Origin of the sequence: Exiguobacterium sp. s95 (assembly GCF_018618655.1) — a bacterium.
Lineage (GTDB): Bacteria > Bacillota > Bacilli > Exiguobacteriales > Exiguobacteriaceae > Exiguobacterium_A > Exiguobacterium_A oxidotolerans.
In genome coordinates this window covers 376,844-398,817 of sequence record NZ_JACSMM010000002.1, presented here as the reverse complement: position 1 = coordinate 398,817, position 21,974 = coordinate 376,844, and the positions used below count along the sequence as shown (strand labels likewise).

The following is a 21,974-nucleotide window of genomic DNA, read 5'->3' as shown; positions in this document are numbered from 1 at the left end:
TATAGGACTATATTACCCCAACCTTAGTATACAAGGACTTTTAGCGTTTTCCCTTTTTTGTAAAACGTTGTCGCAGTATTTTTTCACGAACGACACTGATGAAGTAAAGAGAACCTGTTACGATGAGTGTTTGATTGGTTCCTTCGTATTCAGCAAGAAACGAATCGAGTTCTATGACATTTTCCCCATCCGCAGTCAGCTCTTCTAGCGACCGGGCTCGCGAAAAATCAAACGTCGTCTCCATAATCGTCGGTGTCACTTCCTGAAATTGTTTAATCATCGCAAGGCGATCTTTATCCCGCAAAATGGAACAGAGGATGACGATTGGCATTGTTTCCTGTTTTAGACGGTCGACGAGCGCTTTAACACCTTCCGGATTATGAGCCCCGTCTAAGATGATGCGCGGCTCGCGCGAAATCGTCTCAAACCGTCCCGGATGTTTGGCGTTTCGGAGACCACGACGAATTGCCGTCTTCGACCAACCGAGTTTCTTTGCACAGATGACGGCGTTCGCTGCATTTTCGACTTGATGGTGCCCTTCGAGTCCAAGTCGTGTTTCGGGAATTCCTTCATACGTCGCCCATGTTCCGGTCGCATTCAGTCGGTACGAGACGATGGCTTCCTGACTCCACTTCAACGTCGCTGCCCGGTCGCCACAATAGGCCATCAACGGGACCGTCAATTCCTCTTGCAGTTTCCCGGCAATGACCGATGTTCCCCGTTTGATGATGCCGAACTTTTGAAGGGCAATCTCTTGGAGCGTATCTCCGAGAATCGCTTGATGATCGTGACCAATCGAGGTGATGATGGCAGCAATCGGTTGCTTCAGTACGTTCGTCGAGTCATAAAGCCCTCCGAGTCCGACCTCGTAAATGACGAAGTCTGGCCGAACTTGATTGAAATGATAGAAAGCAAGTGCCGTCAACGCTTCAAATTCCGTCACTGTACCAATCGTCGGCTCAAGCTCGGTCATCGCTTGCTTCACTGCATTTGCTGCCTTAACGAGATCCGCTTCAGCAATCGGCACTCCGTTCAGCATGATCCGTTCCTCGAACTGAATGATGTATGGGGATGTAAACGTCCCGATGTGTAACCCTTCCGCCATTCCCATCTCCCGTAAGAAGGCGACGGTCGACCCTTTCCCGTTCGTCCCCGCGACATGGATCGTCGGAACAGCATCCGGATCAATCTTTAGTTCTTCTAGTAACGCTTCCATCCGACTTAGTCCCGGTTTGATACCGAATGCCAGTAACCGTGACAACCACTCTAATACGTCTTCTCTCGTCTCCACTCTGTCCCCGCTCCTTTAAAAAAAGTGGCTCAAGGAAACTTGAGCCACTGTTGAAATTATTGAGATAGTTCGTTGATCCGCGCTTCGACTGCCGCACGTTTTTCGTTATAATCCTGTGCTTTTGCCTGTTCTTCTTCGATGACATGTGCCGGTGCTTTTCCGACGAAACCTGGGTTGTTGAGTTTTTTCTCGACCCGTTCGACTTCCTTCGTATACTTGACGAGTTCTTTGTTCAAGCGGGCGATTTCTTCTTCGATGTTGATTAAGTCAGCCAACGGAATGAACAATTCTGCGCCGGTCACGATGGCACTGAGTGCTTTTTCCGGTGCCGCCATGCTGCGTTCGACAAGTAATTCGGAAGCATTCGTAAACTTCTTCAAGTACGAGACGTTCGTCTCTAAGTCATGCTGTACTTGGTCGTCACTCGTCGAAATCATCAACTGGATTTGTTTTGACATCGGTGCGTTCACTTCGGCACGAATGTTCCGGACCGACCGGATAACATTTTGGACAGCTTCGAATGCCGGCACTGCTTGCGGGAAGTCGAGTGTCTCATTACGTGTCGGCCAAGCCGCACGCGTGATCGTTTCTCCTTGATGCGGCAAGTGTTGCCAAATCTCTTCCGTGATGAACGGCATGAACGGGTGCATCAGACGCATGATTTGGTCGAGCGTGTACGCAAGAATCGAACGCGTCGTCAATTTAGCGGCCTCATCTTCACCGTTCAGCGGTAACTTCGCCATCTCGATGTACCAGTTACAGAAATCTTCCCAGATGAAGTGGTAGAGGACTCGACCGGCTTCACCGAACTCATACTTATCGGATAATCGTGTCACATCAGCAATCGTCGTGTTCAGACGTGTCAAAATCCACTGATCGGCTAATGATTTTTCGCCCGTCAGATCGATTTCTTCATACGTCAGACCATCCATGTTCATCAGTGCGAAACGGCTTGCGTTCCACAATTTATTCGAGAAGTTCCATGTCGCTTCGATTTTTTCCCAATAGAAACGTAGGTCGTTTCCTGGCGTCGAACCTGTCGTTAAGAACCAACGGAGTGAATCGGCACCATATTTTTCGATGACGTCCATTGGATCGATTCCGTTCCCGAGTGATTTCGACATCTTCCGTCCGTCCGAGTCACGAATCAGACCGTGAATCAACACATCGTTGAATGGACGTTCGCCTGTGAATTCATACGATTGGAAAATCATCCGCGATACCCAGAAGGCGATGATGTCGTACCCCGTAACGAGTGTCGACGTCGGGAAGTATTTTTGGTAGTCCGCAGCATCCGTATTCGGCCAACCCATCGTCGAGAACGGCCAGAGCGCTGACGAGAACCACGTATCGAGGACATCGTTGTCCTGCTCCCAGTTTTCGATGTCGGCAGGTGCTTCTTTCCCAACGAACACTTCACCTGTTTCTTTATGATACCAGGCTGGAATACGGTGTCCCCACCAGAGTTGACGGCTGACACACCAGTCACGGATATTCTCCATCCAGCGGACGTAGGTGTTTTCGAACCGTTGTGGGACGAAGTTGATTTTATCCTCGCCCTGTTGTTCAGCAAGTGCTTTTTCAGCGAGTGGCTCCATCTTGACGAACCATTGCAGCGACAAGTACGGTTCAACGACTGCATCCGACCGTTCCGAGTGACCAACCGAGTGCAGGTGCGGCTCGACTTTAATCAAGACGCCCGAGGCTTTCAAATCTTCGACAATTTGTTTGCGGCACTCGAAGCGATCCATACCCTCGTATTTACCGGCGTTTTCGTTCATCGTTCCGTCTTCGTTCATGACGAGGACACGTGGTAAGTCATGACGGTTCCCCACTTCAAAGTCATTCGGGTCATGGGCAGGCGTGATTTTAACGACACCTGTTCCGAATTCCATATCGACATATTCGTCAGCGACGATCGGAATTTCTCGTTCGACGATCGGGAGCGTGATCGTTTTACCGACGAGGTGAGCGTAACGCTCATCTTTCGGATTGACGGCGATTGCCGTATCCCCAAGCATCGTCTCCGGGCGCGTCGTCGCGAGTTCAACGTGACCTGTTCCGTCCGTCAACGGATAGCTGAGGTGGTAGAACGCACCTTCGATATCTTTATAGATGACTTCGATATCGGAAATCGCAGTTTTCGTCGCCGGGTCCCAGTTGACGATGTATTCGCCACGATAGATCAAACCTTTTTCATACAGCTTAACGAATACTTCCTGGACCGCTTCAGATAAACCCTCGTCGAGCGTAAAGCGCTCGCGTGAGTAATCCAGACCAAGTCCGAGTTTCGCCCATTGCGCACGAATCGTTGACGCATATTCTTCTTTCCATGCCCATGATTGTTCGAGGAATTTCTCACGTCCCATTTCTAAGCGCGATTGTCCTTCTGCCCGCAATTTTTGTTCGACTTTCGCTTGCGTCGCGATTCCCGCGTGGTCCATTCCCGGCAAATACAGGACGTCGAACCCTTGCATCCGTTTCATTCGTGTCAGCATGTCTTGCAGTGTCGTATCCCAAGCATGACCGAGGTGTAGTTTCCCTGTCACGTTCGGTGGGGGGATGACGATCGTGTACGGTGCTTTCTCCGGATCTTGATCGGCTTTGAAATATTCCCCTTCCAACCAAAAATCGTACCATTTTTCTTCCGTCGCCTGCGGATCATATTTCGTCGGCATTGATAATTCCTGCATCTAAATCGCTCCTTTTATCCATAATAAAAACGGCTACTCTCGTCCTCATCTAAGGACGAAAGAAGCCGTTGCTCTTCCGCGATACCACCTTAGTTCACCCCGAAAACGGGAGTGCCCTCTAGCCCGCGTAACGTGCGGAATCCGGATATCGCTCGCTCGCGCTTACGATACCAGCTCGTGGGGTGACCTTCGTCAGGACACACTGTCACATCTCTCAGCCGGTGGATGTGTTCTCTCTTACAGTCTGTTGTCTGACTACTCTTCCCGTCAACGCTGTTTCCAAATTATTCTTTCCTTATTTTATCCGAGACGTCCATCACCCGTCAAGAACTCCTTAACGGCTAAATTCGACCTGGAGTTCTTTGAACGTCAGTTCAACGGCTTCAATCGTCCGTTTGATATCATCATCCGAGTGGACGGTCGATAAGAAGAGTCCCTCGAATTGTGACGGTGGGAGGAAGATTCCGCGCGCCGCCATCTTTTGATAGTACGAACGGAACATCTCGAGGTTCGATGTTTTCGCTTGTTCGAAATTTGTCACGGGTTGATTAGTGAAGAAGACACCGAACATTGCTCCGGCCCGGTTCGTCGTCAACGGAATGTTATATTTCGCAGCAGCCTGTAAATAGCCTTCTGCTAGACGATTTGCTTTTTGGTCAAATTCTTCATAGTGCTCCGGTTTTAATTGCGTTAAGGTCGCAAGCCCCGCTGCCATCGCAAGCGGATTCCCCGACAGGGTACCTGCCTGATAGATTGGACCTTGCGGCGCGATTTGCTCCATGATGTCACGGCGTCCACCGTAGGCACCGACGGGCATACCACCACCGATGACTTTACCGAGACATGTGATGTCTGGCGTGACACCGAAGTATCCTTGGGCACAGTTGAAACCGACACGGAAACCCGTCATGACTTCGTCGAAAATTAATAACGTACCGTGTGCTTCCGTGATTTCACGAAGCCCTTCGAGGAATCCGGCTGCCGGCGGGACGAAGCCCATGTTCCCTGCTGCCGGTTCAACGATGACACCTGCGATATCGTCACCATGTTTTTCAAAGGCAGTCCGGACAGCGTCCATGTCGTTATACGGAACCGTCAACGTCATGCTGGCGATTTGTGCCGGAACTCCCGGTGAATCGGGAAGACCGAGCGTCGCGACGCCTGAACCGGCTTTAATCAACAACGAATCGCCGTGTCCGTGGTAACATCCTTCAAATTTCAGGATTTTCGTTTTGCCTGTAAACCCACGCGCGAGACGTAATGCCGCCATCGTTGCTTCCGTCCCCGAGTTGACCATCCGGACGACCTCGACGGACGGGACACGACTGATGACGAGTTCTGCCATCGCTGACTCGATTTCAGTTGGTGTCCCGTAACTCCAACCGCGTGTTGCCTGTTCTTGAATCGCCGCCGTGACGATCGGATCGGCGTGACCTAAAATCATCGGTCCCCATGATAAAACGTAATCGATGTATTCTTTCCCATCGATATCGTATAATTTTGAACCACTTGCCCGTTCGGCAAAGATTGGTGTCATACCAACTGATTTATAGGCACGGACTGGACTGTTCACGCCACCAGGCATGAGTGGTAATGCCCGCTCAAAGGCAGCTTTTGATTTTGAGTTCTGATTGGTTAAGCTCATTTCGATCCCTCCAAGTAACGACAGATGTCTTTCGCGAAATACGTGATGATTAAATCTGCTCCAGCACGTTTAAAGCCAAGCATCGTCTCCATGACGATTCGTTCTTCATCAATCCAACCGTTGAGTGCCGCTGCTTTGACCATGGCATATTCCCCTGAGACGTTGTAGGCGACGATTGGTAAATCAATCCGCTCGCGCACGTCCCGAATGATGTCCATGAAGGCAAGCGCTGGTTTGACAATCATGAAGTCTGCCCCTTGTTCTACGTCAGACGTTGCTTCCCGGAATGCTTCACGGCGGTTCGCCGGATCCATTTGATATCCTTTACGATCACCTTCACCCGGTGCTGAATTGGCTGCGTCACGGAATGGCCCATAATAGGCAGAAGCGTACTTAACGCCATAACTCATGACCGGAATATGGCTGAACCCATTCTCATCAAGCCCTTGACGGATCGCAGCAACAAAACCGTCCATCATCGAGGACGGAGCAATGATGTCTGCACCAGCGCGTGCTTGTGAGACGGCTGTTTGGACGTGCAATGGAAGTGATGCATCATTATCGACCGTGCCGTCCGCGACGATACCGCAATGCCCTGTCGATGTATATTCACAGAGACACGTATCCGCGATGACTGTCAACTGTGGTGCGAGTTTTTTGACGAGACGTGTGGCTTCTTGAACAATTCCGTGATCATGGAATGCTCCTGTGCCTTGTTCATCTTTTAAGTGATCATGCGGGACACCGAACAGAATGATGGATTCGATGCCAAGCGCAACGATCTCGTTGATTTCTGCTTCGAGATGGTCAAGTGACAAGTTGAACACACCAGGCATCGAACTGACTTCACGCTTAATGTCTTCTCCTTCTGCGATAAACAGTGGATAAATCAAGTCTGATTTATGCAAATGATTTTCTCGTACGAGCGAGCGAAGTGAAGCCGTATTTCGTAAACGGCGGTGGCGTGCGAATTCTAATGTGTTCATTCCAGTTCCTCCTCTAAAATGCAGTCAATCAATCCGTCGAGCGTAAACGTCTTTGCGCTACGTAGAGGTCTCAGTCCTGCTCGTTGTGCAGCTTGTTCTGTGACGGGACCAATCGCGATATACGTCGCATGCGTTTGAAGAGCTAACGAAGCCAGTGCTTCGACGGCAGATGGACTTTGTAATCCGATATAAGTTGCGCCAGACAAACGTTCTCTCGGAATCTGTCGGATGTTCGTTTCATACGTCACGACTTCGGAGACGTCAGCTGAGACGAATTGTTTTAAGCGTTCGAGTGGTTCTTGGCGCGACCGATTCCCACGGGCAAAACAGATCCGTTGCTTCGCCAATAGTTGATGTTGTAACTCGTCGACGAGCACATCACCCGTAAAAGCAGATGGAATGAAATCCGCGCTTCGACCTGCCTGTTCAAGAGCCTGTGCCGTTTTTGTACCAACAACAGCAATTTTCGTTTTTTGTAATCGTGGTAAATCGGCCTCGATTCGTTCGACGCCTGTCGGGCTCGTCACGACCAACCAATCAAGTGCCGGCGGCAATTCGAATGCAACCGGTACCGTCTCGATACTTGGTTCGTGAATGACTTCAATCTGTCGTTCCGCTAAACGCTGCACTTGCTGCGAGTTCGGTGGCCGACTCCCGGTCAGGACAAGCCGTTTATAAGTCATCCGGCAACGATGCAAGAATTTCGCGACCGCCGGCATCGAGTAACCGATCCGCGACGAGTTGACCGAGTTGCATCGGGTCAAGCGAAGTTTCGCGTTCGAGCAAGATTTGTGTCCCATCGACTGAACCGATGAAACCGACGAGTGTCGTCGATAAATCTTCGTTGATCGTCGCAAAACCACCAACCGGGACGTGACAGCTTCCTTCGATCGCGGATAAGAATGACCGCTCGGCAAAGGCCACTTTTTCAGTCATTTGATCATGAATTAAATTTAAAAGATCACGGATTTCCTGGTCTTGTTCACGGCATTCGATTGCCAAGATACCTTGACCGACAGCAGGAATCATCTCGTCCGTCGAAATGTATTCCGAGACGATTTCATCTGACCACCCCATCCGTTGCAGACCAGCTGCCGCAAGTAAAATCCCGTCGAATGGTCCTGTCTTCAACTTTTCGAGACGTGTATCAATGTTTCCGCGAATCGATTCAATCTTCAAATCCGGACGAAGTTTAAGCAATTGTGAGCCGCGGCGTAAACTGCTCGTCCCGACCGTAGCACCTTCAGGCAGGGTCGCAAGTCCGCCGCCTGTTGTTGTGATGAGCGCATCCCGTGCATCGACACGTGCAGGTGTTGATCCGATGATAAGACCTGCCGGAAGTTCTGACGGAAGATCTTTCATGCTATGGACAGCGAAGTCGATTTCTTCATCCAGCATCTGTTGTTCGATTTCCTTGACGAACAATCCTTTCCCGCCGACTTTAGACAATGTCACATCAAGGATGCGGTCCCCTTTAGTGATAATGTTTTTGATTTCGAATTCATATGGAGCACCCGCTTGTTTCAATTGCTCGATGACCCATTTCGTCTGTGTCATCGCTAGTTTCGAACTGCGTGAACCTACTATGATTTTTCGCATGCTAAAATCCCCCTGTACAATAATAAAGGGGCGGCACAAGTCCGCCCCATGCTTTTCTATTGTAACACAATTACAGCTTTGTTCACCGATTCACAGCTTTGCGTGGTTCAGAAGTTTCGTCTTGTAACACGACGTCTTCGACCGACGAATCAAACAGTTCTTCATCGAGTGCAAAGGTGTCCATGAACTGTGCAATGCGTTGTTCTGCATCTGGTTTTGCCGCGGCATCTTTAATGTATGAGAGCGGTTCACGTAATAATTGATTGATAATTGATTTCATGTGTTTTCCGATGACGGCTTTTTCACGGGCCGACATGTCCGGCAGTTTCCGTTCGAGGCTTTGCATCGTCTCTTGCTGAATTTTAAGCGATTGATCGCGCAGTTCCGTAATGATTGGAACGACACCAAGCGTCGTCATCCATCCTTCAAACTCAGCGATGGCAGCTTCAATCCGTAACTCGATTTTAGCCGCTTCTTTCATCCGTTCCGCCATGTTCTGTTGGACGATTGATGTTAAATCATCGACGTCATATAAATGAACACCAGGTAAGTCACCCGCTGTCGGCTCGATATCACGTGGTACCGCGATGTCGATCAACAGGAAGGGACGGTCACTGCGGAACAGTTGAGCAGCGGCGATATCTTCCCGCTTGATGATCGCCCGTTTGGCACCGGTAGAAGAAATGACGATATCAGCGCGAAGAAGACCACATTGCATTTCGTTAATCGAATGTGCAGACCCTTCGAAACGATTCGCAACTTCTTCTGCTTTCGCAAGCGTTCGGTTAAAGACCGTGATATCTCGCGCACCGGCCTCATACAAGTTCAACGTCGTCAATTCACCTGTCTCACCGGCACCGATGACGACAATTGATTTATCTTCAAGAGAACCGAGCAATTGTTCTGCAAGTGTCACGGCAGCAGCACTGACAGAAACGGCACTCTCCCCGATTCCTGTTTCAGCATGGGCACGTTTCGCAAGCGTTACCGCTTCCTTAAATAGTTTGTTGAAGACCGTTCCCGTCGTTTCTAATTTTTGCGCTGTAAAGAAACTTGTCTTCACTTGACCTAAAATTTGCGTTTCCCCGACGATCATCGAATCGAGACCACTCGTCACTCGGAACAAGTGCTTCATCGCATCAAACCCTTCATGGATGAATAAATACGGTTCAAGTTCTTCCATCGTCAAACCGAACCAGTTCGCAAGAAAACGTTTTGTATAGTAGCGTCCTGTGTGTGGTTGATCCGTCACGACATATAATTCGGTCCGGTTACAAGTCGACACGATGACGCTCTCGAAAATACTCTTTTCATCTCGTAACGCCACGACCGCTCCCTTCATCTCATGTTCCCCAAATGAGACTTGTTCGCGTATTGATACAGGCGCCGTCTTATTATTTAAACCGACAACTACGATATGCATGCGCTCTACCCCTTACGTCTAAAGATTTCATTCTCCTCTATCTTTTGTTCTCTACTCTACATTATAACCATTATAAAAAAGATTCCAATCAATTTATAAACTAAAATGAGTCAAAGTTGTGAAAAGTATTCTTTCATCCTATCCCTCTCTCGGATAAATCACAAACCCTCTGCTCGAATGTTTCAGCAGAGGGCTTATCGTTAGGATTTGGAAGAATCGGTAATGATTGTCGAGCTCTCGGTCTGCAAGTCGAACTGTTGCTGACGTAAACGATAAATACGAGCAATGTTCTGGATGACGACTTTGGAGACAGCATATGTCGGAACAGCCAAAATGACGCCGATGATACCGGCGATTTTACCGGCGACGAGCAAGACGATGATGATCGTCAACGGATGAACTTTTAACGTTTTCCCTTGAACATACGGAGAAATTAAATTCGATTCAATCTGTTGTGCGATAACGATCGTGATGATTGCATAAAGCGCCTTGATCGGATCATCGATGAATCCGACGATGACGGCAGGAACAGCCCCGATATATGGTCCAAGATACGGAATGATGTTCGTCACCGTACAAAATAATGCGAGTAACAAAGCGTATTGAATATCTGAGATGAAGAAACCGATTAACGACATCAATCCAACGCAGAGTGAGACGATGACTTGACCATTGACGTAGTGCTTAACCGTCACGTGCATGTCATGTAAGATGTTACGTGTTTCTGCCTCATAGCCTTTCGGTAAAAGTTTAACGACCGAGTCAGGAAACTTGTACCCGTCAAGCAGCATGTAGACGAGAATGAACGGAACGAGCACGACGATTAGAACCGTCGAAGAGATGACACCGAAAATGGTTCCGACAGATGCCGAAACGGACTTGAAGAGCGTTCCGATATATGACGTCGCTTCATTCGTCCACTCGTCAAACAATTCCGTATTGTGTTGAACCCAGTTCGAAATAAAACGATTGTCCATCAATTGATCGCGTAGATTCAACGTTTGATCACGTAGTTCTACGACAAGATTCGGGATGCTCGTGACAAACTCCGTCACCTGTTTGACGAGGATTGGACCAATCAACGTAATGATGAGCGTCAAAATCCCGACAAAAGCGAGTAAAACAATCAGGACGGCAAGTCCACGTTTTTTGACACGTTTTTGTAAGGCATCAACGATTCCAAGCGTAAAGTAATAAAAAATTCCTGCAATGATAAGTGGTGGGAAAATTAACGCAAGCATCACTTTAATCGGTTGGAATAAAAACGAGATTTTCGTCCCGACCCAGATGACTAAGAAAATCGTTAGTATCCAAAGTAATGCTTTAAACCATTTGTTTCGAAGTAAGTCCACGGGTAAGCCTCCTACAGTTTTCAATTCCGGTATAGCATATTTTTTAAAGCTGCTATTCCATTAATTTGTTATTATTTCATCTTTTTCGTCAAAATTTACGCTGGATGAAAGCTATGCCCAAAAGAGAACTGGAAATAATCTTTATCTTTTTACAATATTAAGTATAGATACATCGCTATTTTTTATCTATATTATTTTCGAAATAATAAATTAAAAGGCAATGTTCATCTTGTGAACATTGCCTTTTACCTTCAATCAGTTGTACCTCTTACAAATGAGCATAAATCGCTTCCCATGCCGCATCGACACCTTCGCCCGTTTCTGAAGAAAACGGAATGAATGTATCTTGACCATCAAATTGCAGTTTCCGCTTGATGGCTGCGATTTGTTTATCCCGCTGACCACGCTTGATTTTATCAAGTTTTGTCGCGACGACGATGACGGATAAATCATAGTACTTTAAGAAGTCGTACATGATGACATCATCTGCCGATGGTTCATGACGAATGTCAACGAGTAAGACGACACCTTTTAGTATTTCACGTGTCGTGAAATACTTCTCCATCATTTTTCCCCAGGCTTCCCGTTCCGTTTTCGAAACTTTCGCGTAGCCGTATCCGGGTACATCGACAAACATGAGCTCATCATTGATATTGAAGAAGTTCAACGTTTGTGTTTTCCCTGGTTTTGATGAAGTACGCGCGAGCGCCTTCCGCTGTACGAGCTTATTGATGAACGACGACTTTCCGACGTTCGACCGTCCCGCAAGTGCAACTTCCGGAAGAAGTGGTTCCGGATAATGCTCCGGATTGACACCACTTGTAATAAAATCTGCTTTATAAATTTTCATGTTACTCTCCTTTTAATGCATGTTCGAGTACTTGGTCCATCGTAGCGACCGGAATGAATCGAATCCCATCTCGAACGGTTTCTGGAATCTCATCGATATCGCGCGTATTGTCTTGTGGCATTAAAATCGTCGTCAATCCTGCACGATGTGCCGCGAGCGATTTCTCTTTTAGACCACCGATTGGTAAGACACGACCACGTAACGTGATTTCGCCTGTCATTCCGACGTCGCGCCGGACTGGACGTTTCGTCAGAGCAGAAATCAAGGCTGTCGCAATCGTAATCCCAGCTGACGGGCCATCTTTCGGTACGGCGCCTTCCGGTACGTGGATATGAATATCCTGTGTTTCATAGAAATTCGGGTCAATTCCAACTGTTTCAGCGTTCGCTCGTACGAAGCTGTATGCTGTCTGAGCCGACTCTTGCATGACGTCACCAAGTTTACCCGTTAATTGCAATTTTCCTTTACCTGGCGCAAGACTGACTTCAATCGTCAGTGTGTCGCCCCCAAATGCAGTATACGCTAAACCGGTCACCGCGCCAATCGTATCTTCTAATTCTCCTTGACCATACCGGTAGATCGGTTTCCCTAAGAAGTCTGGTAAGTTCCGTTTCGTCACCGTGACACGTTTCTTTTCACCCATCGCGATTTGTTTCGCCGCCTTACGACAAAGCGACCCTAACACACGTTCCAAGTTCCGGACACCGGCTTCTCGTGTATACCGTCGGACGACTTCCTCGAGCGCGTCCGGTTTGACTGTTAATTGACTCTTTTTCAAGCCATGTTCTTTGATTTGTTTCGATAGCAAGTGACGGACGGCAATTTGTGCTTTCTCTTGCTCCGTATAACCACCGATTTGAATCAATTCCATCCGGTCAAGTAAAGGTCCTGGAATGTTCGAGACATCATTCGCCGTTGCGATGAATAACACGTTCGATAAATCGAACGGTTCTTCGATATAGTGATCAGAAAAGCTATTGTTTTGCTCAGGATCGAGCACTTCAAGCATCGCAGACGATGGATCCCCACGGAAATCATTCGACATCTTATCGATTTCGTCGAGTAGGAAGACCGGATTGTTCGTACCTGCTTGTTTCAGTCCACGAATGATTCGTCCCGGCATCGCTCCGATATAGGTCCGGCGATGGCCGCGGATCTCTGCTTCATCTCGTACACCACCAAGCGATACACGGACGAACTTCCGTTCAAGAGCGGTAGCGATGGAACGTGCAAGTGAAGTCTTCCCGACCCCCGGAGGACCTGCGAGACATAGAATCGGTCCACGTAACGAATCTGTCAATTGACGGACAGCTAAATACTCGAGAATCCGTTCTTTTACTTTTTCGAGACCGTAGTGATCTTCATCGAGTTGTTCTGACGCCGCTTCGACGTTCAAGAAATCATCCGTCGCCTCATTCCATGGAAGCGAGAAGAACCATTCCAAGTAATTTCGAATGACACCATGTTCCGGACTCGTCGCCGGTACGACGGCTAACCGATTGATTTCTTTTTCAACGTTTGCAACGGCTGTGTCTGATAAATCTAGCATCGCTAGCTGTTCTTTATACTTCACAGCATCACTTTCAGCAGAAACTGCTTCCCCTCCGAGTTCTTGTTGAATCGTTTTCAACTGTTCCCGAAGGTAATAGTCACGTTGGGATTGTTCAATCGTTTTTTTCGTCCGTTCCCGCATTTCTCGCTCTAGCTCAACGACTTCATACTCATGCTTCATGACATCGAGCAACATCAAGCCCCGCTCGACCGGATCATTTTCTTCTAGGAATTCTTGTTTTTTTGCAAGTTCAATCGGCAATTTCGACGTGATGTAATCCGTCAAAGAATCCAGGCGTTCATACGTTTCAAAACGACGTCGTTCGTCTGTCCCGATGCCTTTGATACGGGAGACGAGTTGACCGAATTGTTCTTTAATCAAGCGGACGAGCGCCTCTTGTTTTGCACCTTTGATATCGATTTTCTCAATCGGTTCGATGGCTGCTTGATACCCTTCATCCGTTTCACTGACTTGTTCAATCCGAACACGTTCCTTACCGATGACGCGGACGCGGACCGTATCATTGCCAAGCTCACTCATCTTCGCGATTTGGACAAGTGTTCCGATTGTATGCAGTCCGTCAACCGATGGTTCTGCTTCTGGGTCGCGTTGCGTCACGACGACCAAATCAATTTCATGTTCCTTTGAAGCGAGTAATGCTTTTAGTGAAACTGGTCGACCAACATCAATCGTCAAGCCGATTAATGGATAGGCGACGACGCCACGAAGTGGTAAAAGTGGATATTGTTTTGTCTTCATCAAATTCCTCCTAAACAAAAAAGGCTCGGAAAGGCGTACAAGTAGCCTCCGAGCCGATTTGTCACGGTGTTACGCCGTTTCTTTTTCTTTACCTTGTTCAATTGTACCATCTTTCAACTCAAGCGTCGGACCACGCTTACCAGTCAACGTTTCAGCTGTAATGATGACTTTTGCGATATCTTCACGTGATGGTATTTCGAACATGATTTCAAGCATCGTTTCCTCAATGATCGAACGTAAACCACGTGCACCGGTTTTCCGTTTGATTGCGAGTTTCGCGATTTCAATTAGTCCTTCATCTGTGAAGTCGAGTTCGACATCATCAAGTTGAAGCATTTTTTTATATTGTTTGACTAACGCATTTTTAGGTTTCGTCAAGATTTGGACGAGTGCATCCTCATCGAGTGGTTCGAGTGTCGCCATGACTGGCAGACGACCGATGAACTCGGGGATTAGTCCGAATTTTTGGAGATCCTCTGGTAATGCGGCAGCAAGAATTTCTTTTTGCGTAAAGTTACGGTTTTCAGAATCATTTCCGAATCCGATGACTTTTTTACCAAGACGACGTTTAATCGATTGATCGATTCCATCAAATGCTCCACCGACGATGAAAAGAATATTCGTCGTATCGATTTGAATGAATTCTTGATGTGGATGTTTACGTCCACCTTGTGGCGGTACGCTCGCAACTGTTCCTTCTAGGATTTTAAGAAGTGCTTGTTGCACCCCTTCTCCTGATACATCACGTGTGATGGAAGGATTTTCAGATTTACGGGCAATTTTATCAATCTCATCAATATAGATGATTCCTTTTTCTGCTTTCTCGACATCGTAATCAGCAGCTTGAATGAGTTTCAAGAGGATGTTTTCAACATCTTCCCCAACATATCCAGCTTCCGTTAAACTTGTCGCATCCGCAATCGCGAAAGGAACATTTAAGATACGTGCCATTGTTTGTGCAAGAAGTGTCTTACCACTACCTGTTGGTCCAATCATGACGATGTTAGATTTAGAAAGCTCGACATCATCTGCCCGACCACCGGCGTTGATTCGTTTGTAATGATTGTACATTGCGACAGACAAAGACTTTTTCGCTTTCTCTTGACCAATGACATAATCATTTAATGTCTCACGAATTTCATGCGGTTTTGGTACGTTCTTTAGTTCGACTTCTTCTTCTGTACCAAGTTCCTCTTCAACGATTTCATTGCAGAGTTCGATACATTCATCGCAAATGTAAACGCCAGGTCCAGCAACAAGTTTGCGCACTTGCTCTTGTGTCTTTCCGCAGAAAGAACATTTTAGCTGACCTTTCTCTTCGTTAAATTTAAACATAAAGGTCCACCCCTTTAACGTGGAAGTTGTATAGATACGTTTCGCATCCAATCTCACGTTTTACTATTAATGATTGTAGCACGAACAAGGAAAGTCTTTCAAATCTTGGACGAGCGTTTTACAGTTTGATTTGAAGATTTTGATAATGTTTGTCCTTGTTTGACCTATCGTACAAAAAAAACGACTTCAAGACCAGAAATAGGTCTTGAAATCGTTTAGTTCAGTTAAAAAACTTATTTCGTTTTAGCATTATCAACGAGAACGTCGATTGCTTTACGGAACTGGAGATCACCTTTAAGCGTGTCGAGACCACCTTGTGGCGCGAGCATCGTTTCAAGTTGATCAGCAGGGATGTTGTAGAGTTCAGACATCGATTGAAGTTCAGCTTGCGCTTCTTCTTCGTTCACTTCGATGTTTTCATCTGCAACAATTTGTTTCAGAACGAGACGTGCTTTAACACGTTCTTCTGCTTGTTCTTTCATTTCAGTACGCATCGCTTCTTCTGTCGTTCCAGTTAACTGGAAGTACATGTCGAGTTCGATACCTTGTGATTGAATGCGTTGTGTGAATTCTTGGACCATACGCTCAACTTCGTTGTCGACCATAACTGCAGGAAGATCAACTGTCGCGTTTTTAGTCGCTGCTTCAACCAACTCATCACGCATTGAAGCATCAGCTTCTTGTTTACGTGTGTTTTCAAGACGTGTACGAATTTTTGTTTTCAACTCATCAAGAGAAGAAACTTCTTCGTCCATTTCTTTAGCGAACTCATCTGTCAATTCAGGGAGTTCTTGTGCTTTCACTTCGTGGATTGTTACTTTGAATACGACTGGTTTACCAGCGAGTGATGCTTCATGGTACTCTTCTGGGAAAGTAACGTCGATATCTTTTTGCTCACCAGTTTTCAGACCGACCATTTGCTCTTCGAATCCTGGAATGAAGTTTCCTGAACCGATGACGAGTGAATAGTTTTCAGCAGTTCCGCCGTCGAATTGGTTGTCCCCATCAAAACCTGCGAAGTCGAATACGACCGTGTCGCCATTTTCGATGACGCCGTCTTCTTTTACGACGAGCTCTGCTCCACGCTCTTGCATTGTTTTGAGTTCAGCATCGACATCTTCGTCAGTAACGTCAGTTTCGACAGCTGTGTACTCAAGACCTTTGTACTCACCAAGAGTTGCTTCAGGTTCGATGACGAACGTGATTTTAAACTCAACCGGTTTTCCTTTTTCGAGTGTTTCAACGTCGATGTTTTCAAGCGCGATTGGCTCGATACCTGATTCGACGACAGCACCTTCGATTGTATCTTGATACAAGATATCAAGAGCATCTTGATAAAGTGCTTCTTCACCGTACATTTTGTTAAACATTGTGCGTGGCATTTTTCCTTTACGGAAACCAGGTGTGTTCAAAGTCTTAACGACTTTCTTGAACGCTTGGTCTACCGCTTTATCAAATGCTTCAGCAGGCGCTTCATACGTGAGAACGCCGAGGCTACCTGATTGTTTTTCCCATTTTGCAGTCATGCTGAGTCCCTCCAAAATTGTCAATTAGCGTACATGTGTGTACAACAAGTCACATTATAGCACATCCATTCCGAGCATTACCACTGTTGAACGAATGGATTCCTCGCATTTCCTATATCGCCGTCTTCTCGTACGCTTTTCCCTCTTCTAACATCTGATGAGCACTATCGTATAAGTCACGCGCAAGTGCCCCGAGTTCTTTTTCGGGCACATCACGTTCGAACGTCATTCCAGCGAGTGCATCAAGCGTTTCAATCATCTCGACCGGATCCATATCGAATAAATCGACTTCCTGATTGAGGTGGAGCATTTGATGCCAGGACAACATTAGTAGCGCTCGAAAAGGATCGAGCCGTCTTAAGCTAAATAAAACTTCTTGCACTCCGAGCAGTTGCGCCTGCTGTTGTTCCAACCGTCTACGTAGCTGCTCGGCAGAATCGAATGTCACGTCAAGCTGCAAACGTTCGATTCGAAGCGTTAAAGGAAAACATGAGTCGTCCGTCATTAATTGCGATAATAACGTATGAAGGACGATCAAACTTTGCTGTCTTACGTCCTCACCGATTGCATAAGAGGTGCAAAGATACCGTCTCAATTCAAGCGCCTTTTCAAGCGTCAGTCCACGTAACTGCTCGAATTGTTGTTCGTACGTTCCTGTTTGAAAAACGTTTATCCATTCCGCTTCCGACTTTCCGACCGATTTCCGCGTTAAAAACGATTCGTCCGAACGTGCTTCCCTGTCTGGTTCCGTTTGCCGTCCAAGCATTGATGCCGCTTCCTCCAACTTAACTGCTAGACCGTATGGTAAGTATGGTGAGGCTGTCCGAAGCGCGACACGAAGCGGGTATGCCTGTCCATGCTCAAAGAGGAAGAGCGCAAGCACTTGCTCAACTCCTTCGACTGTCAAAAACGATTCCGCTATTTTGATGAAGCGTTCTCGTTCTTCTTTACTCTCAGAAAAAGCATCTTGCATCGTATATACCCTATACAAAATGTCGTCATCACTCATCGCCACGTCATCGAGTCGCTTCATCCGTTCATCTCGCTCGACCCTCGTTATCCGTGCGAGTCGCATCCGTTCCTGTTCCAGCGGTCGTTCCATCCAACGGGATTCACTCATGCGCTCTCCTCCTCTACCAATCATTCTTATTTTGTGAAGGGATCGAGTCGTTCCGTCCAACTAGATATTGCGTCTTGCAGTCGTTGCCCTTGTTCGACTCCAAGCTGATTCAACGTATCGAGCGAGACGTCCGTCTCAAGAAGACGTGTCATCGACTCTGATTGATCGACATACTGCTTTAACTTATCACTCAAACTCTTTAGTTCGGCCGGCGGACTGTCGAGACTAGACAGACGCTCGTCGATTTGATCGAGCTCTTTCTCTAACTTTTGAACCGTCTCATCATTTTTCAGCTTTTCCATTTGTTGATCCAGTGTTTGTTCTGGATTTGCCGATTCGCGTGCCTTCTCCGCTGCTTGATCGAGCTTAGCCGAGAGCTCTGACGTGACACGTGATGTATCTTTCGCAATCGTTTGTAGTTCCGCTGCATAATCAACATTATTTTTCACTTCGACGACTTGTTGTTTTGCGTCGTCGACCGTATTCGTTATTTCGCTACAACCAGCTAGAGCAACTGTCAGAAGGAGGATTCCACCGATTCGTTTCCTCATTGTCCACATCCCCTTTTTAAGTTCATGATACCTTGATTATAATCGAAAATCATAATAAAAAAAAGAGACCACCCTCGTAAGGGCAGTCTCTATTTTAATTATAGCGTCCCAAGAGGGATTCGAACCCCCGACCGACGCCTTAGAAGGGCGTTGCTCTATCCAGCTGAGCTATTGGGACGTGTCAACACGAATAAACTATACTAAAACAATTCTTTCGTGTCAATCACATTACAAAAAATCTTTTCTTAAAGCGTGCCTTCTAAATGTAAAGCATTAATCTGTTCACCTGTCAGATCGTAAAAATCAACGGAATACGCATCTTCTTCAAGCGTCAAAATCGCATACGTTTTTTCAGGACGGTGTCGCGGCATACGAATCGAACCCGGATTGATGAAGAGTTTACCATCCTTTTGTTCCGCTTTCGCCACGTGCGAATGACCGTACAACACGACCTGTGCTGCTTTTTGATCCGCACGATGGACTAATTGATCGAGGCTGTATTTCACGTCTTGACGATGACCATGGACACATAATAGATTGACTGCGCCAAAAGGCTCAAGTACCTCATCGGCAAAGTCGTTACCATAATCACAATTCCCTTTAACGACACGATAGGGATATAATGATTCGTCCATCCGTGTCAACTGTGAGTCTCCACAATGATACGCAACCTCTGCTTCCGGATGCCGTTCGACGATTGTCAGAAGTTCCGATTCGAGACCATGGCTATCACTAACGATTAATGCTTTCATCGTTGATCACTCTCCTAAAAAAGTAGTCAGTGCTAATTCAAGTTTTTTCAACGCATTCCCGCGATGACTAATCGCCGCTTTCTCATCTTTTGTTAACTCGGCGGCCGTTTGATTTCGAGATGGGACGATGAACAAAGGATCATAACCGAAACCATGCTCACCTTTCGCTTCGAATCCGATGAGACCTTCCATCGTACCGCGTACAGTCAACGTCTCCCCAGAAGGTTTCGCAAGTGACAATGCACAGACGAAGCGCGCTGTCCGCTCTTCGATTGATCGATTGCCCAATTTCTCGAGCAACAATGCATTATTCGCTGCATCTGATTTTTCTAGACCTGCAAAACGCGCTGAGTAAACACCAGGCGCCCCGTCGAGCGCGTCGACTTCGAGTCCCGAGTCGTCGGCAAGAACCGCGTGACCGAAGTAAGCAGCTGCTTCTTTCGCTTTCAGTTCAGCATTTTCTTCAAAAGTTACACCCGTTTCATCCGTCTCAGGTGCAGCTTCGTAATCCAGTAGAGAAGATACGTCATAACCTAGTTTCCCGAGCATCACTTCGAGTTCTTTCACTTTCCCGGCATTGCGGGTCGCGACGATGATTTTCATCGATGTTCCCCCACTTCTTCTCCAACATACCACCACGAAGCACCTAATGCGTCTTGACCGGCACGCAGGAGTTCTTCAATACCCTTTTCCCCAAGTTCGAGCATATCGAGCATTTCCCGTTTCGAAAATGTCGCCTCTTCACCTGTCGCCTGCATCTCGACGATTTTCCCGGAAGAGGTCATGACTAAGTTCAAATCAACATCGGCTGCAGCATCCTCTTCATAACAGAGATCAAGGAGCAGCTCTTGACCGACCTTTCCAATCGAGACGGCTGCGATTCCTTCTTTGATTGGTGTATCCGTCAGTTTCCCGCTTTGAATCAGACCGTCTACTGCGAGGACGAGGGCAAGAAAACCGCCTGTGATCGCAGCCGTTCTCGTTCCGCCATCCGCCTGAATGACATCACAATCAATCCAGACCGTCCGTTCACCTAGTTTTTCTAAGTCGACGACAGCACGTAACGCCCGACTGATCAAACGCTGGATTTCCATCGTCCGACCTGTCTGTTTACCACGGACCGACTCGCGCGCTGTCCGTTGCGCCGTCGCACGTGGTAACATCGCATATTCCGCATTGATCCAACCATGACGTTTCCCCCGTAAAAAGGGCGGGACTTTCTCTTCGACCGTTGCCGTACACAAGACCCGCGTGTCTCCGACTGCGATCATAATGGAACCTTCCGCATGTTTATTCACGTTCGTCTCAAACGCAATCGCACGCATCATCGTAGATTCTCGTTGATCGATTCTCATGTCGTTTCCTCCGTTCCGAGTACTAATCGTTTTGCTTGGATTGGTTGACTCAACCAATCGGTCGCGATCCGTTCAAAGGAACGCGTGTCACCTGTCGCATGATACACATGTTCCGGTATAAAATCATTTCCTGCTGCAATTCCATTGTAATCGAGGAGAGCCGCGACTTCGAGCGCCGTCTCGTCTCCTGAAGAAATCAATTGGACGTCTGGTCCGATGACTCGTCCAATGACATCTGCGAGCAGCGGATAATGGGTGCACCCTAAAATCAACGTGTCCATGTCGTACGAAAGCAATGGACGTAATGTATTAGCGACGACACGTTCGACGTAAGCACCTGTCGTCTGTGAGGACTCGACGAGCGGGACGAACGGCGGACATGCAAGTGATTCGACAACAACTTGCCCTTCGACATGTCGTAATGCCTTTTCATAAGAATTGCTCTCTACCGTCATCTTCGTCCCGATGACACCGATTCGTTTCGATCGCGTTACCTTGACTGCCGCCCGTGCTCCTGGGTCGATGACGCCAATGACTGGAATCGTCAATTTTTCCCGTGCTTCTTTCAGGACGACTGCCGTCGCTGTATTACAGGCGATGACAATCAGTTTGACATCCTGCGCGACAAGATAATCAATCATCTCCCATGTAAATTGCCGGATTTCTTCTTCCGGTCGTGGTCCATAGGGACAGCGTAATGTATCCCCGACATATATGATTTGTTCATGAGGAAGCTGCCGCATCAGCTCACGCGCGACCGTCAAGCCGCCGACCCCAGAATCTAATACTCCAATTGGTTTGTTCACGTCATATCTCACCTTCCTATCCTCTATGGTAACAAAAAAGGACGACGGTGCAAGACCGGCGTCCGAGAATGTAGATAAAAGGATTACTGAGCAAGACCTTCGCTTGTCAGCATGTCTGAAAGAGTCGTGATTGCTTCAGAAGCATCGTCACCGTTTGCAACGATTTTGATGTCTGAATCTTTAGCGATACCGAGTGAAAGTACACCCATGATCGACTTAAGGTTAACAGTCTTTCCGTTGTACTCCAAGTTGATATCTGATTGGAATTTTGAAGCTGTGTTGACAAGTTGTGTTGCAGGACGAGCATGAATGCCTGAATCTGCGATGACTTTGAATGTTTTTTCCATGATTAAGAAATCTCCCTCCACTAATAACGTAC

19 protein-coding genes and 1 tRNA gene are annotated in these 21,974 nt (G+C 47.3%); all 20 read right to left on the bottom strand.

Annotation, left to right across the window (positions count from 1 at the left end; genetic code table 11):
* Positions 1–40 precede the first annotated feature (40 nt).
* Complete coding sequence (locus tag KNP99_RS06630) at positions 41–1,291, bottom strand: bifunctional folylpolyglutamate synthase/dihydrofolate synthase (protein ID WP_215193123.1); 1,251 nt, start codon at positions 1,289–1,291, stop codon at positions 41–43.
* 56 nt (positions 1,292–1,347) lie between these two features.
* Positions 1,348–3,984 (bottom strand): valine--tRNA ligase, encoded by a 2,637-nt coding sequence (locus tag KNP99_RS06625; RefSeq protein WP_214804387.1) that lies wholly within the window; start codon positions 3,982–3,984, stop codon positions 1,348–1,350.
* A gap of 334 nt (positions 3,985–4,318) precedes the next feature.
* Positions 4,319–5,629 (bottom strand): glutamate-1-semialdehyde 2,1-aminomutase, encoded by a 1,311-nt coding sequence (gene hemL, locus KNP99_RS06620; protein ID WP_214810636.1) that lies wholly within the window; start codon positions 5,627–5,629, stop codon positions 4,319–4,321.
* On the bottom strand, positions 5,626–6,615 hold the full coding sequence (gene hemB / locus KNP99_RS06615; protein WP_214810634.1) for a porphobilinogen synthase: 990 nt from the start codon (positions 6,613–6,615) through the stop codon (positions 5,626–5,628). Before hemB ends, hemL begins: the two co-directional genes overlap by 4 nt.
* Positions 6,612–7,298, bottom strand: coding sequence for a uroporphyrinogen-III synthase (locus KNP99_RS06610; protein WP_215193122.1), 687 nt, complete (start codon positions 7,296–7,298; stop codon positions 6,612–6,614). The genes hemB and KNP99_RS06610 overlap by 4 nt, the downstream gene beginning before the upstream one ends.
* Entirely contained in the window at positions 7,288–8,214 is a 927-nt protein-coding gene (gene hemC, locus KNP99_RS06605) for a hydroxymethylbilane synthase (protein WP_088837553.1), read from the bottom strand. The genes KNP99_RS06610 and hemC overlap by 11 nt, the downstream gene beginning before the upstream one ends.
* A gap of 82 nt (positions 8,215–8,296) precedes the next feature.
* Positions 8,297–9,637, bottom strand: coding sequence for a glutamyl-tRNA reductase (hemA, locus tag KNP99_RS06600; RefSeq protein ID WP_088837554.1), 1,341 nt, complete (start codon positions 9,635–9,637; stop codon positions 8,297–8,299).
* A gap of 200 nt (positions 9,638–9,837) precedes the next feature.
* On the bottom strand, positions 9,838–10,989 hold the full coding sequence (locus KNP99_RS06595) for an AI-2E family transporter (protein WP_214766512.1): 1,152 nt from the start codon (positions 10,987–10,989) through the stop codon (positions 9,838–9,840).
* Between the two features lie 268 nt (positions 10,990–11,257).
* Positions 11,258–11,839 (bottom strand): ribosome biogenesis GTP-binding protein YihA/YsxC, encoded by a 582-nt coding sequence (gene yihA, locus KNP99_RS06590; RefSeq protein WP_088837556.1) that lies wholly within the window; start codon positions 11,837–11,839, stop codon positions 11,258–11,260.
* Between the two features lies 1 nt (position 11,840).
* Complete coding sequence (lon, locus tag KNP99_RS06585) at positions 11,841–14,150, bottom strand: endopeptidase La (protein ID WP_088837557.1); 2,310 nt, start codon at positions 14,148–14,150, stop codon at positions 11,841–11,843.
* A 69-nt stretch (positions 14,151–14,219) separates the two neighbouring features.
* Positions 14,220–15,485: an ATP-dependent protease ATP-binding subunit ClpX gene (clpX, locus tag KNP99_RS06580; protein ID WP_088837558.1), complete on the bottom strand. Its 1,266-nt coding sequence runs from the start codon at positions 15,483–15,485 to the stop codon at positions 14,220–14,222.
* A gap of 233 nt (positions 15,486–15,718) precedes the next feature.
* Positions 15,719–17,011: a trigger factor gene (gene tig / locus KNP99_RS06575; RefSeq protein ID WP_088837559.1), complete on the bottom strand. Its 1,293-nt coding sequence runs from the start codon at positions 17,009–17,011 to the stop codon at positions 15,719–15,721.
* Between the two features lie 112 nt (positions 17,012–17,123).
* Positions 17,124–18,131 (bottom strand): hypothetical protein, encoded by a 1,008-nt coding sequence (locus KNP99_RS06570; RefSeq protein ID WP_214804378.1) that lies wholly within the window; start codon positions 18,129–18,131, stop codon positions 17,124–17,126.
* Positions 18,132–18,157: 26 nt separating this feature from the next.
* Positions 18,158–18,682, bottom strand: coding sequence for a hypothetical protein (locus KNP99_RS06565; RefSeq protein ID WP_235195165.1), 525 nt, complete (start codon positions 18,680–18,682; stop codon positions 18,158–18,160).
* Between the two features lie 104 nt (positions 18,683–18,786).
* Positions 18,787–18,860, bottom strand: a tRNA-Arg gene (locus KNP99_RS06560).
* A 67-nt stretch (positions 18,861–18,927) separates the two neighbouring features.
* On the bottom strand, positions 18,928–19,434 hold the full coding sequence (locus KNP99_RS06555) for a metallophosphoesterase family protein (protein WP_214804376.1): 507 nt from the start codon (positions 19,432–19,434) through the stop codon (positions 18,928–18,930).
* A gap of 6 nt (positions 19,435–19,440) precedes the next feature.
* Positions 19,441–20,037, bottom strand: coding sequence for an XTP/dITP diphosphatase (locus KNP99_RS06550; protein ID WP_214802118.1), 597 nt, complete (start codon positions 20,035–20,037; stop codon positions 19,441–19,443).
* Complete coding sequence (gene rph / locus KNP99_RS06545) at positions 20,034–20,789, bottom strand: ribonuclease PH (protein ID WP_214766520.1); 756 nt, start codon at positions 20,787–20,789, stop codon at positions 20,034–20,036. The genes KNP99_RS06550 and rph overlap by 4 nt, the downstream gene beginning before the upstream one ends.
* Positions 20,786–21,595, bottom strand: coding sequence for a glutamate racemase (racE, locus tag KNP99_RS06540; RefSeq protein WP_214766522.1), 810 nt, complete (start codon positions 21,593–21,595; stop codon positions 20,786–20,788). The genes rph and racE overlap by 4 nt, the downstream gene beginning before the upstream one ends.
* A gap of 83 nt (positions 21,596–21,678) precedes the next feature.
* The gene (locus KNP99_RS06535) at positions 21,679–21,942 is read right to left on the bottom strand and encodes a phosphocarrier protein HPr (RefSeq protein ID WP_012371023.1); all 264 of its coding nucleotides are present in this window, start codon (positions 21,940–21,942) and stop codon (positions 21,679–21,681) included.
* Positions 21,943–21,974: the final 32 nt, after the last annotated feature.